Origin of the sequence: Pseudolactococcus piscium (assembly GCF_002441695.1) — a bacterium.
Classification (GTDB): Bacteria; Bacillota; Bacilli; order Lactobacillales; family Streptococcaceae; genus Pseudolactococcus; species Pseudolactococcus piscium.
Genome location: NZ_JXJW01000010.1, coordinates 45370 through 59675, shown reverse-complemented (window position 1 = coordinate 59675; position 14306 = coordinate 45370). Strand labels below are relative to the sequence as shown.

General features: G+C 36.1%; 13 protein-coding genes. 12 read left to right on the top strand and 1 reads right to left on the bottom strand.

The genetic code is table 11. From position 1 onward, the window contains the following. Positions 1-13: 13 nt before the first annotated feature. From RU86_RS06010 to RU86_RS05990, 6 genes are all read left to right on the top strand, one after another. Positions 14-928 (top strand): hypothetical protein, encoded by a 915-nt coding sequence (locus tag RU86_RS06010; RefSeq protein ID WP_096814515.1) that lies wholly within the window; start codon positions 14-16, stop codon positions 926-928. Positions 929-947: 19 nt separating this feature from the next. Further along, positions 948-2093, top strand: a complete 1146-nt coding sequence (locus tag RU86_RS06005) for an EpsG family protein (RefSeq protein ID WP_096814514.1) — start codon at positions 948-950, stop codon at positions 2091-2093. A gap of 15 nt (positions 2094-2108) precedes the next feature. Next, positions 2109-3008 carry a glycosyltransferase family 2 protein gene (locus RU86_RS06000; RefSeq protein ID WP_096814513.1) on the top strand — a complete coding sequence of 300 codons (900 nt, stop codon included), beginning with the start codon at positions 2109-2111 and terminating at the stop codon, positions 3006-3008. 22 nt (positions 3009-3030) lie between these two features. Next, complete coding sequence (locus RU86_RS12495; protein ID WP_143468096.1) at positions 3031-3144, top strand: glycosyltransferase; 114 nt, start codon at positions 3031-3033, stop codon at positions 3142-3144. Next, a complete protein-coding gene (locus tag RU86_RS05995; protein ID WP_096814512.1) occupies positions 3119-3610 on the top strand; it encodes a glycosyltransferase in 492 nt (163 codons plus the stop codon). The genes RU86_RS12495 and RU86_RS05995 overlap by 26 nt, the downstream gene beginning before the upstream one ends. 620 nt (positions 3611-4230) lie before the next feature. Continuing rightward, positions 4231-5133 (top strand): phosphodiester glycosidase family protein, encoded by a 903-nt coding sequence (locus RU86_RS05990; protein ID WP_096814511.1) that lies wholly within the window; start codon positions 4231-4233, stop codon positions 5131-5133. Positions 5134-5335: 202 nt separating this feature from the next. Here the strand turns inward: RU86_RS05990 and RU86_RS05985 are convergent, their stop codons facing one another. Next, positions 5336-6238: an LCP family glycopolymer transferase gene (locus RU86_RS05985; RefSeq protein WP_096814510.1), complete on the bottom strand. Its 903-nt coding sequence runs from the start codon at positions 6236-6238 to the stop codon at positions 5336-5338. Between the two features lie 215 nt (positions 6239-6453). On the opposite strand from RU86_RS05985, the gene RU86_RS05980 reads away from it, so the two are divergent. From RU86_RS05980 to RU86_RS05955, 6 genes are all read left to right on the top strand, one after another. Further along, positions 6454-8568, top strand: coding sequence for a penicillin-binding transpeptidase domain-containing protein (locus RU86_RS05980; protein WP_096814509.1), 2115 nt, complete (start codon positions 6454-6456; stop codon positions 8566-8568). Positions 8569-8672: 104 nt separating this feature from the next. Further along, the gene (recR, locus tag RU86_RS05975) at positions 8673-9272 is read left to right on the top strand and encodes a recombination mediator RecR (protein ID WP_096814508.1); all 600 of its coding nucleotides are present in this window, start codon (positions 8673-8675) and stop codon (positions 9270-9272) included. A 231-nt stretch (positions 9273-9503) separates the two neighbouring features. Continuing rightward, positions 9504-10553 carry a D-alanine--D-alanine ligase gene (locus tag RU86_RS05970; protein WP_096814507.1) on the top strand — a complete coding sequence of 350 codons (1050 nt, stop codon included), beginning with the start codon at positions 9504-9506 and terminating at the stop codon, positions 10551-10553. A 53-nt stretch (positions 10554-10606) separates the two neighbouring features. Continuing rightward, a complete protein-coding gene (locus RU86_RS05965) occupies positions 10607-11374 on the top strand; it encodes a MurR/RpiR family transcriptional regulator (RefSeq protein ID WP_096814506.1) in 768 nt (255 codons plus the stop codon). A gap of 148 nt (positions 11375-11522) precedes the next feature. Next, positions 11523-12827, top strand: a complete 1305-nt coding sequence (locus RU86_RS05960; protein ID WP_096814505.1) for a PTS sugar transporter subunit IIC — start codon at positions 11523-11525, stop codon at positions 12825-12827. Positions 12828-12881: 54 nt separating this feature from the next. Continuing rightward, positions 12882-14306, top strand: a complete 1425-nt coding sequence (locus RU86_RS05955) for a 6-phospho-beta-glucosidase (protein WP_096814504.1) — start codon at positions 12882-12884, stop codon at positions 14304-14306.

Below are 14306 nucleotides of genomic sequence, written 5' to 3'. Positions count from 1 at the left end.
TCGAGGATAAGTCTTGTATTTCACAAAAAATAAAATTCAATTATTGGCAGTGCCAATTAGGTGGATTATACATGGTATCTTTTTTCATAGGATAATCCAGACCTTTTTTCCAAATTTTATAGAAAAAAGAATCAATAGAATTGCAAACAAAGAATTTCAAAACTTAAGTGGTAGCACTTTGAATGATAGAGAAAGAAAAATAAAAATAATTGTTTCTCTTACAACATATTCCCCTCGATTAAGTCAGATACATCTTGTTATTTCTAGGCTTATGCAGCAAACTCTTAAGCCTGATAAGATAATTTTGTATTATTCGGATTCAGAAGAGTTTTTAATTACAGATGAATTAAGTGAATTATTAAAATTAGGATTAGAAATCCGATTCGTAAAAGATATTCGTTCTCATAAAAAATATTATTTTGCTTTCCAGGATTTTCAAGATGCCATAGTTATTACGGTTGATGATGATACTATATACTCAAAAAAATTAATTCAAACTTTATTTAATTCTTACGTAAAGTTTCCTCAATGTGTATCTGCAGGCATAGTAGTTAATTATAAGCAAAATATGGGGATTTTACAATCATCAACGACATGGCGGCAAAAATTTTTCTATGGAATTGGTGATGAGCGTTCGATTGCTTATGGCGTAGGTGGGGTTTTATACCCGCCCAATTGTATGCCAAATGAATTGTATGATATTAAAAAAATAAAAGCTTATGCCCCATATACGGATGATTTATGGTTAAAAGCAATTGAACAATCATCTGGAATCTCAGTTGTTAAAGCAAAATACTCCGATAGATTATTTGGTTTTTTTGTTTCAACTATTAACAGTCAAAATGTTGCTTTAGCCAATATCAATGATAAGAAGGATCGAAATTTAGATAGCTTAAATAAGTTGTTACCAATTTATTGGAGGAAATAAACATTGTTTAGGAGAAAAAATGTTTCCGTATTTTATTTGTTTTTCCGTTGCTTTAACTTTTTCAAAAATATCAGAAATTTTCAGATTAAAAAATATTAGTTTGTATTATTTATTTATGATGTTGTCTATATTAGTTTTAGCAATTTTTGCAGGGATTAGGAATTTAAATGTAGGTACTGATATTGGAGTATACGGTCAGTCTACCTTTTACATTGCTACTAATAGTAATCATTTTTCGCAAATGATGAATTATTCATCTGGAATTGAATTAGGATATAATTTTATCAATTACATTGTATCTAGGTTTACTAGTAATCTCAACGTTTTATTGTTTACCGTTTCTTTAATAACAAATACTGCAGCTTATTTGAGTTTTGTAAATTTTAGAAAATCTACTAGTGTAGTATTAAGTCTTTTTACATATTTAATGTTGTTTTATGGGTTGACATTATGTCTTTTAAGGCAGTCACTTGCTATTTCATTGGTACTTTTAGCAATAAGTTATTATATGTCAACTAATAAAATAAAAATGCCAATCCTATTGATTGCTTTGGCTGTAACTTTTCATTCTAGTGGCTGGTTTGGAGGGTTATTTTTAATATTTGTGTATTGGTTGAGCAATGGAAAAGGAAAAAAATTGAGTAAATTGTTTACTCTTTATTTTGTTTCTCTGATATTAATATTAACTTCAGTAAATATTTTATTTAAAGTTTTATATTCAGTTGGTTTGTTTTCTGATAAATACAGTCAATACTTTGGAGGAAATCTTTCAGTAGTAAACTATACTTCCGGAATATCTATTAATAATCTATATAGGTTGGTTTTTTTAATCGGTTACTTTTTTATATATTCTACATTGAAAAAAGAGAATGACAAAGCAATTTTGTTACTTCTCTCATCTGTTATTCTAGATTTTCTAATTCTATTTTTAAAAGGAACTGGCGGACAATCTGTTGCAAGAATAGGAATGTATATTTCCTGGTTTTGTTCAATTGCATATTTTGCTCCAATTGAGTATATAAAAGATGTTTCTACGAAAAGAATATTGACCTATTTATATATAATAGTTTTAATTATCGTTTTTATTAACTCAACACTTCATCAGCCAATAGGAGGAAGTGGGTATGGCATTTATCCATATAGTTCTATATTGTTTGCTCATTAATTAGGAGAGGAAAAAATGAAAATAGGGATAGTTATACTTAATTATATTGTTTATAAGGATGTCTTTGGATGCGTAGATTCGCTAACAAATCAGTCATTTAAAGACTATGAAATAGTGATAGTTGATAATGGTTCTCCTAATGACTCTTTTTACCAGTTAAAAGAAAAATACAAAGATAGAACTAATATTAATGTCATAAAAACTGATGGAAACATTGGTTTTGCAAGAGGCAATAACGCAGGTATTAAATATTTGAAAAATAAAAATATTTTTAATATTTTCGCGATAAATGCAGACACTTTCATTGAAGATGAAAAATATCTTGAAAAATTGGTTAATATGCCTATTGATAATAACTGTGCATTTATTGGAACATCAATTATCGGAAATGATCTGAATAACCAAAATCCTTATAATGTAATGGGAGAAGCGTTTTCAAATATAAAAAAAATAAGAAGATACTATATTAAGAATACGATTTACCTATACCTTATTCCTTTGAGAATGTGGGATAGGATTAAAAGTATCAAATCTTTATTTATAAAGAAAAAACCAGAAAAAAAAATAACTAGTAAAAGTGTCTATTTAGATTTACAAAAAAATGGACTACACGGAGCAGCTATTTTTTTTACTGAAACATATCTAAAGACATATAAAGGATTTTATCCTGACACATTTCTTTATACAGAAGAAGATTATTTAAATTTAATTTGTAGAAGATTAAATTTTTCTCAATTATATATTCCAGAATTGGAAATTTATCATAAAGAGGGAAGTTCCAATTTTGCAGCACAAGATAAATCTGAAAAAAAAGCTCAACTAATAAAGAATAAGAGAATATTGAAAGCAATTTCCAATTATAACGCAGTAGTCAAAAAGGAAACTGATTTTATTGTGAATAAAATAATTGACTGAGTTATAGAAATGAGAGAAAAGAATGATTAGTGAAAATAGTTTGGTTTCAGTAATAATACCATTATATAACAGGGAAACTACCATCATAGAAGCAATTCGTAGTGTATTAAATCAAAAAGAATGGAAAACGATTTAATATCGAATTAGTAATTGTGGATGACTGTTCAAAGGATAAATCTATTGAAGAGGTAGAAAAATTAGATGATAGCAGAGTAACACTTATTAAGCTTCATCAAAATTATGGGGCAAATTACGCAAGTAATATTGGAATTAAAGAGTCTTTAGGAGACATAATTGCATTCCAGGATAGTGATGATTTATGGAGAGAAGGCAAGCTTTTAGCTGAAATTATTAAGATGATTGAAGAAAAAGCTGACTTAGGAATTAAAAAAGTAGTCATTTTTCGTGAGGAAGGCTGGATTAATATTAAAGATTTACTATACGTCAATATAATAAGTACTCAGACGATTGTTTCTAAAAGAGAAGTATTTGAGCACAACAAGTTTAAACTAAATCTATCAAGATTCCAAGATTGGGAATTTGCATTGAGAATATCAGATAAGTATAATTTTTTTTACCTCTCTGACGTTTTAGTTGATTAAAGAATTCAAAAAAATAGTATTTCAAAGAGTGATCATTCAGCAAAGATGGAGCCCATTTACTTAGCATGTTAGGAGTTTCAAGTTATTCCTCTAGCTACTATTGTAGTGATTACCTAAAAGATTCACTGAAGTATCGTTTTAATGTTAAGGAATTTATTGAATATATTTGGGAAAAAATTAAGATTAGAAAAGTATTAGGTCCTTTAGAAAATAAATAATACAAAATAAAATCCTAAAAATTCTTTTAATAGTCGGCAGTAATTAGGATTATTTAGTAAGAGAAACTGATTTGAGTTACTATTAATCTTGGAAATATGTCGATTGAAAATTAGTTTATATATATTTTTTCAAAAATTTACAAATTGAGTTAGTAAAGTAGATCAGATAAAAAATTTAGTTTCATATTTTGTGTGAATAAAATTTTTATAAAGACTCTCGTGAATAACTAAGTTTTTTTCAAATATTGATTAAAAATAATATGATTAATCAATAGAAATATCAATTTGATATCAAAAGAATTTAAAACATTTACCGATATGCCAAAGAACTAGAAGATGTTAAAGCAAAGGTTTATACGAGAGATATATTTGGTCTTGATTAAAGAATAGGTGGAGGTTAAGTTGGAACGCACAAGAAAGAAAAAGAAGAAGAGTTGGCCAGTTTACCTGGCAATAATCATTATTTTAATAGCTATTGGTGCAGGTGCATATGTCCTTAAAGGGAAGTTTTCGTCTGCTGATAAACCAAGGATAAGTAGCGCTGATCAGCCTAGTAAAACGTCAGCTTCAAATGGCTATATCGAGCAAAAGGGGGCACCAGCAGCGGCTGGCAGCATGGAAGTGGTAGATGATGCCGAAGATGCAGCATGGGTCAAAGTGCCATCAAAGGTAAAATTAGATAAATTTACAGACATGTCAGCAAATAAGATCACGATTTATCGGATCAATAATCCTCAAGTCCTCAAAACAGTGACCAATCTTACTGATCAACGGATGAAGATGGCTGAAGTTATCGCTAAATATCCAAATGCCTTAATTATGAATGCCTCAGCATTTAACATGCAAACAGGTCAGGTTCTAGGCTTCCAAATTAATAATGGCAAGTTGATCCAGGATTGGAGCGCAGGTACAACCATTCAGTATGCTTTTGTGATCAATAAAGATGGCTCATGTCAGATATATGATTCAAGGACGTCTGCTGCTACCATTATTAAAAATGGTGGGCAACAAGCCTATGATTTCGGGGGAGCGATGATTCGAGATGGCAAAGTGCAACCGAATGATGGTTCAGTAGACTGGAAAATTCATATTTTTATTGCGAATGATAAAGATAATAATCTCTATGCGATCATGAGTGATACAGGTGCAGGTTACGATAATATTATGAATACGGTATCAAAATTGAATCTCCAAAATATGTTGTTGCTGGATAGTGGTGGGTCAAGCCAACTTGCAGTAAATGGTCAAACAATTATTGCAAGTCAGGATGATCGTGCAGTGCCAGACTACATTGTGATGAAGTAAGTAATCAAGCAAAATGGTACTATGGTCTACGGTGGGGAAGCAATTCCATCATCGTTTTTTTACAGCAAAAAAAGCCATGAATCAACTAAAATGGATGAGTACACAACACATTTTATCGATTTATGACTGTGCTTACAGCCTTGCTTAACTTAAAAACTGGACCTGTTTACTGCTTACTTAGCATGATAAGTTTTTTGAGCCCTTATTTTAATGATTTCTCAAAAAGTGATTTAACAGTATCTAGTTCAGCCTGAGATACACCTTCTTTACCAGCTACATCTGTTGTATGGAGATTTAGCTTGCTTGTATGCATGAGTGCTTGATTATATTTCAGGCCAATCGTTTTTGCATCGTCAAGAGTCACATTTGTTTTGGACATATTTGTAAAAGCATGGAGAATGTTACGATAGTAATTGATATTTTCGATTTTTGTGTTACGTAACCCATTTTGAACGTTGCCGTAAAGTGCCATCGAGACATTTTGGATACGTGTAATCGATGCATCAAGATCGTTATCGCCAAGTTGTGTCAGATAAGCTTGGACTTGGTCAGCGGTCTTTAAACTGATCGTGCCTTGCTTGAATTGATAGCCTTCTGCATTGAAGGCTCTGGGATTTTGCATCGATACGCCACCTGTTGCTTCTATTAGCGAGCCAATTTTATCAATATCAATTTGAATGACTTTATTAACTGAAACATGCATCAAGTCTTTGATCGATTGGATAATACCAACAGTACCTTCGCTACTATAGATATCGTTGATCGTCTTTGTATTAGGCAATGTTGCAAAAACTGGGAAATTCATAAAAGTCGTTTGCTTTGTTGCTTTATTTGTAGAAGCTAAAACAGCAGCATAAGCGATGTTTTTTGAATTATTTGTCCCCGTTTCAATGATGAGTGTTGTAAACGGTTGTGCATTTTTAAAATCAACCTGCGTTGTTTTTGGAAAACGCGTGTATGAATTTGAAAATGTTGTGTCAACATTTTTATAGAGTGTATAGGCGATTGCTGAAATAGCAATGATAAGTAATGCAACTAGAATTAAAATCACTTTTAACACAGGATGCTTTTTCTTACGATCCGGCTGTCTTCTTTTTTTACTCATAATATGCTCCAATTGTTTAATAAATATGTTCATATTATATCATGTTTTATGAAAAAAAATTAGAGTATGTCTGACTGAATATAGGAAACAAGAGCTTTTCTACAGGATTTATTGTCAATAAAAAAAATAAACAACTACTCATCTGCTTTTGAAAAAGATCGGCTTATCGAGATTAGCAGTTTTTTTTTACTATAAATTATCGTATAATGGTACTAATGAAATCGAAAAAAAAGTTAAAAAATAATAAAACTCCCCAAGTGTTAGAGAATCCATCAAAAGCTATATTGAAGCGTATAAATGTCCTGTTCTTTATCATTTTTGCCCTATTTTTAGTATTAATTGGTAGACTTTATCAGATGCAAATCGCAGATAAAGGCTTTTATGATAAGAAACTTGCGACGTCGGGTTCTATGTCGACTGTGACAGAAGGGACAGCAAGAGGACAAATCTTTGATGCGACTGGCAGCCCCATGGTCAGCAACAAGTCAGTTCAGACGATAAACTTTACACGTACAAATATGATGTCGGCAGAAACGATGCGCCAGGTTGCCATCAAGTTAGTCAGTGTGATTCCAGAGTCTGTCTCAACAGACAGCTTAACTGAGCGTGATCGGATTGATTTCTTCCTAGCGGATCCAGAGAACTTTGCTAAAGTACAAAGTCGTGTCCCTGATAAAGAGCTTATCGACAAGAAAACTGGCGAGAGATTAGATGAAGGCAAACTTTATGCAAAATATGTAAAAAAAGTGACACAAGCAGAGAGTACATTTGATTTGAATACCCAGATTGCTGCCATGCTCTATAAAAAAATGAATGCGACATCTAATTTTGCGACGACGATCATCGCATCAGGTGATTTTACAGCTGAACAGCAAGCCAAAATTGCTGAAAATGAACGTTACTTTAAAGGCATCTCAGTCGGTAGCACTTGGGAAAGAGAATACCATGACTCAACGCTGACCAGTATTTTAGGTACGGTGACAAGTGAAAAGACAGGGATTCCAGCTGAAGATTTAGCGGCTTACCTTAAAAAAGGTTACTCACGTAACGATCGTGTAGGGACCTCTTATCTGGAAAAAGGCTATGAAGATGCCTTACATGGAACGAATGCTGTTAAGCGCGTCATAGTAGATAAACAAGGGAATGTTAAGAAAGAGGAGACGCTTGTAAAGGGTGAGGCAGGTAGTAATCTCAAACTAACACTTGATTCAAAATTTCAGCAAGGTGTACAAGATATCTTGAAACGTAATTTTGATGCCTTACAGCGTGAAGGCTACGGTGCACTTTCTCAAGGTGCCTATGCAGTGGTGATGAATCCCTCAACAGGTGGTATTTACGCCATGGCAGGGATTGCGCATGACAAAAAAACGGGTCAAATTACCGACGATGCACTAGGGACAATTCAAAGTGGCTTTCCACCGGGTTCTGTGGTCAAAATGGGTACAATTACTGCGGGATGGGAAAACAATGTCCTGTCTGGTAACCAAGTCCTGAACGACCAACCGATTAATATACTAGGCTCTCCATCCAAACAGTCTTGGTTTACAAACGGCCGAGTAACACCCATTACCGCTGTTCAAGCCCTAGAGTATTCTTCTAATACCTATATGATTCAAACAGCGTTAAATATAATGGGTCAGCCTTATCAACCAGGTATGACAATATTTACCTCTAAACTAGATGACTCATTTAAGAAAATGCGGACAACTTATGGAGAGTATGGGCTAGGTGTGACAACGGGTATTGATATACCAGGGGCCTCAAATGGTTTTATTGGACAAGATGCAGATGCAGCCAACTATCTGGATGAAAGTTTTGGACAGTATGATACGTATACACCGATGCAATTAGCACAGTATGCTGCAACGATCGCAAACGATGGCAAACGCGTTACCCCACGTCTTGTCGATGGGATTTATGGGAGTACAACAGCTGGCCCATTGGGCAAATTAGAGAAAACAATTGCCTCAAAAACGCTCAATACCATTCCTATCTCTCAGGATAATATTAAATTACTGCAACAAGGGATGTATCAAGTAACCCATGGTGGTAGCATGGCAACTGGTAAAGATGTCATGAATGGTGCTAGTGTGAGTATTAATGCTAAGACAGGGACATCAGAGACCTTCACATTAGATGCAGCTGGCAACCAAGTTTATACATCAGTCAATAATGTGGTTGCCTATGCCCCATCAGATAAGCCACAAATTGCGATTGGTGTCATGATTCCAGATACAATCATCAAAGACGGTGGGGTAACTACCCATGCCAATCAAGATGTGACAAGAGACATCGTTAACCTGTACAATACAATGTATGGGTTCAAATGATAGGTAACGCAGCTAGTGTATGACTAAGGCGTGCAAATATTTAGCGACTAATATTTTGAAAGAAAAAATTTCAGCAGATGTGTTTGAAATTTAAGAGGACAAGGATGGCTTATTATCCAGAACCAATTGCTAAGCTCATCGAGTCTTATGCAAAACTGCCAGGTATTGGTCAAAAAACAGCGACTAGACTGGCATTTTATACCATAGGGATGTCAGATGATGACGTAAATGCCTTCGCGGCAAATCTCTTGTCAGCGAAGCGAGATCTTCATTTTTGTAGTATCTGCGGTAATCTGACGGATGCGGATCCTTGTAATATCTGTACGGATGATGCAAGAGATAAGACGACTATTTTTGTAGTAGAGGAATCAAAAGACGTCCTTGCTATGGAAAGAATTAGGGAATATACTGGTCTATATCATGTCTTACATGGCACGATTAGCCCCATGAATGGTGTGAGTCCAGATGATATTAACGTCAAAACTTTGATTACAAGGCTAATGGATAGTGAGGTAGCAGAGATTATTATCGCGACAAATGCAACTAGTGATGGTGAGGCTACGGCCATGTATTTGGCTCGGATGATCAAGCCTGCAGGGATTAAAGTGACACGCTTGGCAAGAGGGTTAGCTGTTGGGAGTGATATCGAGTATGCTGATGAGGTGACGCTAAGCAAGGCAGTTGAAAATCGTCAGGAAATATAAGCTGTTTAGGCAAGTCTCACTGAATAACTGGAAAAACAAGAGAGTTGGTAAGCCCACTAAGCGGGCTCACCACTTTTTTTATAGCGTAAACCTTATTTGATTTACGCTGATGATCCCTACTTAACAAGGTTTATCATGGCGTAGAAAGTAATGATTATCTGTAGGGCGTAAAAGATAGCACGATTGTTTTATGATATAATAAGAAAGACGATATGATTTCAAGGAGATAAGATGACAAAACAAGTTTTGATTTTACTATATGGTGGGCGTAGTGCTGAACGAGAGGTATCCGTACTATCAGCTGAGAGTGTTATTTTTGCTATAAATTATGCTAAATTTGTAGTGCATACTTTTTTTATCACACAAGCAGGTGACTTCATCAAAACACAGTCTTTTACTGAGACACCCCAAGTTGGGACCAAGTTAATGACGAATGCGACAAGTGGTGCATCTGATTTTGTGTCACCGGCTAGTATTTATGAAAAAGATGCCGTTGTATTCCCAATCCTTCATGGGCCGATGGGCGAAGATGGGTCTATTCAAGGCTTCCTCGAAATTCTTAGGATGCCTTATGTGGGTCCTAGTATCACATCAGCTAGCGTGACCATGGATAAGATCATGGCCAAACACGTTTTTGAGTCCGTTCATGTCCCACAGGTACCTTATGTGGCACTGACTGATTTATCTGAGATAGAGCAGAAGATAGCAGAAGTTAATGATAAGCTAAATTATCCTGTCTTTGTTAAACCAGCTAACATGGGGTCATCTGTCGGCATTTCAAAAGTTGAAACAGCGGCAGACTTACCGAGCGCAATCGATGAAGCCATCAAATTTGATAATCGGATTCTGATCGAGCAGGGGGTTAACGCGCGTGAAATCGAAGTGGCCATACTTGGCAATTCAGATGTGTCGTCGACATTGCCAGGTGAGGTGGTTAAAGACGTCGCCTTTTATGACTATCAGTCCAAGTATATCGATAATCAAATTACCATGGCCATTCCTGCAGAAATTCCTGACGAAACGATAGCAAAAATGCGGGAGTTTGCGGAGATCGCCTATCGTGCAGTTGCTGGGACAGGCCTATCGCGCTGTGACTTTTTCATGACACCTGACAATCAACTCTATTTGAATGAGATTAATGCCATACCAGGCTTCACTCAGTTTTCAATGTACCCCCTTTTATGGGAAAATATGGGCTTAACTTATGGTGATTTGATTGAGAAATTAGTTGCGCTAGCAGTGGCAGCATTTGACAGTCGTGAAAGTAAATTACAAAGTTAATGTTAGCTTAAAAATTGATACTCGATAGCAAGCTAGCCTCGGGAAAAAAGGGGATGTTTGTGTTTCAAATCGAGAAAATCAAAAAACTAAATGAGACTGAGTTTCAAATTTACAACTACTTGACAGATCATATGACTGAAGTGAGTCAAATGACTATAAGAGAGTTTGCACAGTTGACCCATGTATCAACGGCAACGATTGTTAGATTCTGTCGACATTTAGGGTTTACTGGATTTTCAGAGCTTAAATTCTATATCCTGCAGCCTAATCAGGTTGAGACCTCTTTGGAAAGCTATTATGCCAATTTCTTACAGTTAAATGCTTTTTTAAAAGGCCTAACTGGCGATGCATTTCAAGAAAAGTTGTCACAGGCTTGTCAACTGATTGAAGCTAGTCACTATACGACCTTTATGGGGATAGGGACTAGTGGCGCATTAGCAGCATATGGGTATAGATATTTTAATAACGTGGGGATCCAATCCTTCGTCATTACAGACCCGTATTTACCAATTCCTAGGGATAGTTATCAACAGTCTTGCATGATTGTCCTATCAGTTTCAGGTGAAACGAGCGAAGTGATCGAACAGCTAGATCGTTTTAAAAAGAATGGGGCGAAGATCATATCGATAACGAATGACGATGCATCGACGATTTCAAAAATGTCGGATTTTAACTTCTCCTACTATATGATAGATGAGTTTGCCTATGCAAGAGAAATTAAATTAACAACACAACTACCAGTCCTTGCCTTACTGGAAGTAATGGCACATCATGTTAAGACGGAAAACGTCGATCAATCAAAAAAGTTAAGCTCAATTTGAGTAGCTTAACTTTTTTTGTTTCAATCAGTGTAACGCGTTTCAAGATGGACAAATCCTATTTATTATTTCTAGAAGATAAGTTATACTGATAATCAAGTAAGCGCTTACCATCTAGCTATCGTTAATTAATTTAAGAGGAGTATCTATCATGAAGGAATTTATCAATGAGACATTAATACCAAAGGTGATGCGGTTTGTCTCAACTAAGCCCATGGTTGGCTTTAGAAATGGGATGCTTTACACCATGCCCTTTTCCATTATTGGCTCAATCTTTTTACTACTCGCCAATTTTCCAATCAAGGCCGTCAGTGTTGCCCTAGATAATGCTGGCTTAACGCCTTACTTTAATCAAGCATATGGTGCCACATTTGCCTTGATGGCAATTTTTGGGGCAATGGGTATTGCTATTTGTTACGTAAAAGAACAGGGGATTCAAGAAAGTTTACCAGCAGGGATGATCGCGATGGCATCCTTTATCTTACTCATGAGTTCAGAAATGACAGAGACCAAAAGTGGTAACATCATTGAGAATGTCATCAATAAAGAGTGGACTGGCGGTAAAGGCATGATCGTTGGGATTATTGTCGGTCTATTTGTCGGTGCGACCTATGCTTGGTTTATTAAACATGACATCCGCATCAAAATGCCTGAGGGTGTACCACCCAATGTGGCGGGGTCATTTACAGCCTTAATACCAGGTGTGGCGATTGTCTCGATCACATTAATTGTTTACATCATCTTTGATAAATTTCAAACGACATTCTTTGACTGGATTTATAAAGTGTTACAAACACCATTACAAGGTGTCACCTCTTCTCTACCAGGGGTAATTATCATGGGGCTACTCATTCCCCTGTTTTGGTTCCTAGGCATTCATGGCTCAACGATTGTTGGTGGTATTATGGGACCATTATTAACAGCTAATTCAGTTGATAATAAAGTGATTCTAGATTCTGGTAAAGCTTTGACGCTTGCAAATGGTGGTAAGATTGTAACGCAACAATTTCTTGATCAGTATATGACTGTAACTGGAGCAGGTATGACAATAGGCTTGGTCTTGTTCATGGTCACGTTAGCAAAATCAAGTCAATATAAAGAGCTTGGCAAATTATCAATTGTCCCTAGTCTTTTCAATATTAATGAACCAGTGATATTTGCTGCGCCGATTGTAATGAATCCAATCATGTTCTTGCCATTTGTAGTTGCACCAGTCGCATCAGGATTATTGACATATTTTGCGATTTATATCGGATTGGTACCGATGTTTGGTGGCGTGGTTGTCCCATGGACAACACCACCAATTATTTCTGGATTTTTAGTAAACGGTTGGCAAGCAGCAGTTTTACAAACAGTTTGTCTGGTGATGACTTTCTTCATTTACTTACCATTTGCTAAAAAAATGGATCAAATTACTGTTAAACAAGAGCAAGAAAATGCAGCAGCAAATAATTAAGTATCTCGATAGTCAATTTTAAAGAAAATGAGCATCATTTAGATGGAGGAAAAAATGGCATTAAGAAAAGATTTTTTATGGGGTGGTGCCGTAGCAGCTCACCAACTCGAAGGTGGCTGGCAAGCAGGCGGTAAAGGTATTTCAGTCGCTGATGTGATGACGGTCGGAGCAAATGGTGTGGCACGTCGTATTACAGATGGTGTCTTACCTGGTGAAAACTACCCCAATCATGAAGCGATTGACTTTTATCATCGCTATAAAGCAGATATTGCCTTATTTGCAGAACTTGGTCTCACCTGCTTTCGGACATCTATCGCCTGGACGCGTATTTTTCCAAAGGGAGATGAAGCAGCACCTAATGAAGCAGGCCTACAGTTTTATGACGACTTGTTTGATGAATGTTTGAAACATGGTATCGCACCAGTCATTACCCTATCACACTTTGAAATGCCTTATCATTTAGTCACTGAATATGGTGGCTGGCGCAATCGTAAAGTGATCGACTTCTTTGTTCATTTTGCAGAGACTGTATTTAGACGCTACAAAGATAAAGTCACTTATTGGATGACATTTAATGAGATTAATAACCAAGCGAATTATGTAGATGACTTTGCACCATTTACAAACTCAGGCTTAAAATTTGAAGCAGATGAAGAACGTGAACCTGTCATGTACCAAGCAGCCCACTATGAGTTGGTTGCCAGTGCACGTGCCGTCAAAATTGGCCATGAGATTAATCCTGATTTCCAAATTGGTAGCATGATTGCCATGTGCCCGATTTATCCAGCAACGATGAAGCCACGGGACATCATGAAAGCACAAGTTGCCATGCAACGACGCTATTGGTTTAGTGATGTGCATGTTCGAGGACATTATCCAAGCTACATCACAGCTTACTTCAAGCGTCGTGGTTTTACATTAGATATGACTGAGGCTGATAAGCAAGATCTTGCAGTGGGGACTGTTGACTATATCGGTTTCTCTTATTACATGAGTTTTGCTGTCAAAGATACGGATAATGGCGCTGGATTTGACTATGATGAAGCTAAAGAACTCATTCGAAATCCCTATGTTGAGGCGAGTGACTGGGGCTGGCAAATAGACCCCCTTGGTCTACGTTACGTTATGAACTGGTTCAACGAGCGATATGAACTCCCCCTTTTCATCGTCGAAAATGGCTTTGGTGCTGTAGATGAGATAGTAGATGGTAAGATTCAAGATACTTATCGCATTGCCTATCTGAAGGCGCATATCGAGCAGATGAAAGATGCAGTGGATATCGATGGGGTTGAGCTTATCGGTTATACACCTTGGGGCTTTATCGATCTTGTGTCTGCTGGCACAGGTGAGATGAAAAAACGCTATGGCATGATTTATGTTGATAAAGACAATGAGGGAAATGGCACATTAAACCGCAGTAAGAAAGCATCATTTGATTGGTACCAACAAGTGATTGCATCAAATGGCGAAGTATTATAA

Bases quoted from the DNA above. Each gene is read 5' to 3' on its own strand.
- recR (WP_096814508.1), top strand. From the start codon at position 8,673: ATGGCTTATTATCCAGAACCAATTGCTAAGCTCATCGAGTCTTATGCA.
- RU86_RS05960 (WP_096814505.1), top strand. From the start codon at position 11,523: ATGAAGGAATTTATCAATGAGACATTAATACCAAAGGTGATGCGGTTT.
- RU86_RS06005 (WP_096814514.1), top strand. From the start codon at position 948: ATGTTTCCGTATTTTATTTGTTTTTCCGTTGCTTTAACTTTTTCAAAA.
- RU86_RS05980 (WP_096814509.1), top strand. From the start codon at position 6,454: ATGAAATCGAAAAAAAAGTTAAAAAATAATAAAACTCCCCAAGTGTTA.
- RU86_RS05965 (WP_096814506.1), top strand. From the start codon at position 10,607: ATGTTTGTGTTTCAAATCGAGAAAATCAAAAAACTAAATGAGACTGAG.
- RU86_RS05985 (WP_096814510.1), bottom strand. From the start codon at position 6,238: ATGAGTAAAAAAAGAAGACAGCCGGATCGTAAGAAAAAGCATCCTGTG.
- RU86_RS06000 (WP_096814513.1), top strand. From the start codon at position 2,109: ATGAAAATAGGGATAGTTATACTTAATTATATTGTTTATAAGGATGTC.
- RU86_RS05955 (WP_096814504.1), top strand. From the start codon at position 12,882: ATGGCATTAAGAAAAGATTTTTTATGGGGTGGTGCCGTAGCAGCTCAC.
- RU86_RS12495 (WP_143468096.1), top strand. From the start codon at position 3,031: ATGATTAGTGAAAATAGTTTGGTTTCAGTAATAATACCATTATATAAC.
- RU86_RS05970 (WP_096814507.1), top strand. From the start codon at position 9,504: ATGACAAAACAAGTTTTGATTTTACTATATGGTGGGCGTAGTGCTGAA.